The 2,958-nt window shown below is 63.6% G+C and carries 3 protein-coding genes; all 3 read right to left on the bottom strand.

All coding sequences use genetic code 11. From position 1 onward, the window contains the following. A partial coding sequence (locus EN906_RS29190; protein WP_206529198.1) for an Hsp33 family molecular chaperone HslO occupies positions 1–434 on the bottom strand: 434 nt, incomplete at its 3' end. A 110-nt stretch (positions 435–544) separates the two neighbouring features. Further along, complete coding sequence (gene argF, locus EN906_RS29185; RefSeq protein WP_127267144.1) at positions 545–1,456, bottom strand: ornithine carbamoyltransferase; 912 nt, start codon at positions 1,454–1,456, stop codon at positions 545–547. A gap of 17 nt (positions 1,457–1,473) precedes the next feature. Beyond that, on the bottom strand, positions 1,474–2,673 hold the full coding sequence (locus tag EN906_RS29180; protein ID WP_127267145.1) for an aspartate aminotransferase family protein: 1,200 nt from the start codon (positions 2,671–2,673) through the stop codon (positions 1,474–1,476). Positions 2,674–2,958: the final 285 nt, after the last annotated feature.

The following is a 2,958-nucleotide window of genomic DNA, read 5'->3' as shown; positions in this document are numbered from 1 at the left end:
AGCACGCCGCTGCCGAGCAGGGTCTGCTGCGAGGTTTCGCCGGCCGCGACCAGCGCTTCCAGCCGGTCGGCGTCAAAACGCGCATAGGCGCGCAATGCCGAGGGCGTGGAAAAATCCGCGACCAGCATGTCGACAGGCCCGTCGGTGCGGGTCTGCAGGATGAACTTGCCCTCGAACTTCAGCGAGGTGCCGAGCAGCACGGTCAGCACACAGGCCTCCGCCAGCAGGCGGGCGACCGGCTCGGGATAATCGTGGCGGCTGAGGATGGCGTCGAGCATCGGCCCGAGTTGGACGGTGCGGCCCCGCACATCGAGCGGGCCGACCTCGAACGGCACGACATGATCGTCGCCGGCATAGCCAAATTCGCCGAGTTTGGGGTGATGTTCAGTCACTTGATAGGTTTCCAACATGACAAAGCTCCAGGGCGCGGCCATGCCGCCCTCCGGGGCGCATGCGTCGAAACGCGCTTGATTTGCGTGATGCGGCGCAAATAGGCATCACACCCCCGCAGATCAAGCTCCCGGGGATCAAGCGCCGAGACACTTCAAGCGCCGAGACACCAGGCAAGCACGGCCTTCTGGGCATGGAGCCGGTTCTCGGCCTCGTCGAAGACCACCGAATGCGGCCCGTCGATGACCTCGTCCGTCACTTCCTCGCCACGATGCGCCGGCAGGCAATGCATGAACAGCGCGTCCGGCTTGGCCTTGGCCATCAGCTTGGCGTTGACCTGATAGGGCGAGAACACGTTGTGGCCGCGGGCGCGATGCTCCTGACCCATCGAGACCCAACAATCCGTGACGATGCAGTCGGCCTGATCGACGGCTTCCTCGGGCGAGCGGGTGAAGTGCAGCTTGCCGCCATGTGCCCGCGACCAGTCGATATGCTTCTGCGCCGGTTCGCTGCCCTCAGGCACGGCGACGTTGAGGTTGAAGCGGAACCGGGCCGAGGCCTCAAGCAAGGAATGCAGCACATTGTTGCCGTCGCCGGTCCAGGCGATGGTCTTGCCGGCGACCGGACCGCGATGTTCCTCGAAGGTCATGATATCGGCCATCAGCTGGCAGGGATGGGTGTCGTCGGTCAATCCGTTGATCACCGGCACGGTGGCGTTCTCGGTCAATTCCAGCAGGCGCTCATGCGAGGTGGTGCGGATCATGATCGCATCGACATAGCGCGACAGCACCTTGGCCGTGTCGGCAATGGTCTCGGAGCGGCCGAGTTGCATCTCGGTGCCGGTCAGCATGATGGTCTCGCCGCCGAGCTGCCGCATGCCGACGTCGAAGGAGACGCGCGTGCGCGTCGACGGCTTGTCGAAGATCATTGCCAGCACCTTGCCTTCAAGCGGTTTGGTGCGCTCGCCGGCCTTGAGGCGCGCCTTTCGCACCACCGCATCGTCCAGCATCAAGCGCAGATCGCCTTCGGAAACGGTGGAAAGATCGGTGAAATGGCGAACTGACATCAGCAATGGTTCCGGGATTACTTCGCCGCGGCGGAAGCGATCGCCTCCGCCAGGCCCTTGGCGCCGGCGCGGATGCGGTTGAGCGCCTCATGGATCTCGGCGTCGGTGACGGTGAGCGGCGGCAACAGGCGAATGACGTTGTCGCCGGCCGGAACCGCCAGCAGGTTCTGGTCGCGCAAGGCCATGTTCACCTTGGTGTTGGGCATGGCGCATTTGAGGCCGAGCATCAGCCCGGCACCCCTGATGTCCTCGATGATTTCGGGAAACTCGTCGGCGACCGACGCCAGCCCCTGCTTCATCAGCAGCGCCTTGCGTTGGACATCTTCGAGGAAGCCGTCTTCCAGCACGACATCGAGCACGGCGTTGCCGACCGCCATGGCCAGCGGGTTGCCGCCGAACGTGGTGCCATGCACGCCAGCGGTCATGCCCACGGCCGCTTCATCCGTGGCGAGGCAGGCGCCCATCGGGAAACCGCCGCCAATACCCTTGGCGATCGCCATGATGTCTGGCGTAACCCCTGACCATTCATGCGCGAACAGCTTGCCGGTACGGCCGATGCCGCACTGGACCTCGTCGAAGATCAACAGCAGGCCGTGCTGTTCGCACAATTGCCTGAGCCGCTTCAGCGATTGCGTCGGCACCGGGCGGATACCGCCCTCGCCCTGCACCGGCTCGATCAGGATGGCGGCCGTCTCCGGCGTGATCGCCTTTTCGGCGGCGTCGATGTCGTCGAAACCGACCTGATCGAAACCTTCGACCTTGGGGCCGAAGCCCTCGAGATATTTGTACTGGCCGCCGGCCGCGATGGTCGCCAGCGTGCGGCCATGGAAGGCGCCTTCGAAGGTGATGACGCGGAAGCGCTCGGGGTGTCCGTTGACGAACTGGTAGCGGCGCGCCGTCTTGATCGCGCATTCCAGCGCCTCGGCGCCGGAATTGGTGAAGAACACCTTGTCGGCGAAGGTGGCGTCGGCCAGCCGCTCGCCAAGCCGGTTCTGCCCGGGGATCTCGTATAGGTTGGAGACATGCCACAGCTTGGCGGCCTGCTCGGTGAGTGCGGCGACCAGATGCGGATGACTGTGGCCCAGCGAATTGACGGCGATGCCGCCGGCAAAGTCGAGATATCGCTCGCCCTTGTCGGTAATCAGCCATGTGCCTTCCCCGTGGTCGAAGGCCAAGGGTGCGCGAGCAAAGGTCTCGTAAAGCGCCGAACCGCTCATTATATGCGTCTCCGGTACCGGAAAATCAAAAAAGCCGCCAAAGCGGCGGCCTGTGCGGCTTATCCTGTTTTTCGGCCATGAAGTCAACGAAAACGTCGCGTAGTGGCGCGCGGCAAGCCTCCCGACGGGACGCCGGCTCATCAGCGACCGGGCAAGTTGGGGAAAACCGAAAAAACCGATTCGTGTTGCACTTGGGACTCTTGTCACCGAGTCAGCGCATAGAGTAGTTGTAGTCGAGAAATAACTAGATTTCGTGCGGCGGACCTAATCACCAGATATATGTGG

Source organism: Mesorhizobium sp. M7A.F.Ca.CA.004.06.1.1, assembly GCF_003999135.1.
In the GTDB taxonomy this organism is placed as follows: Bacteria; Pseudomonadota; Alphaproteobacteria; order Rhizobiales; family Rhizobiaceae; genus Mesorhizobium.
Note: the sequence above shows the minus strand (reverse complement) of the source record. Positions and strands in the feature narration are given on the sequence as shown.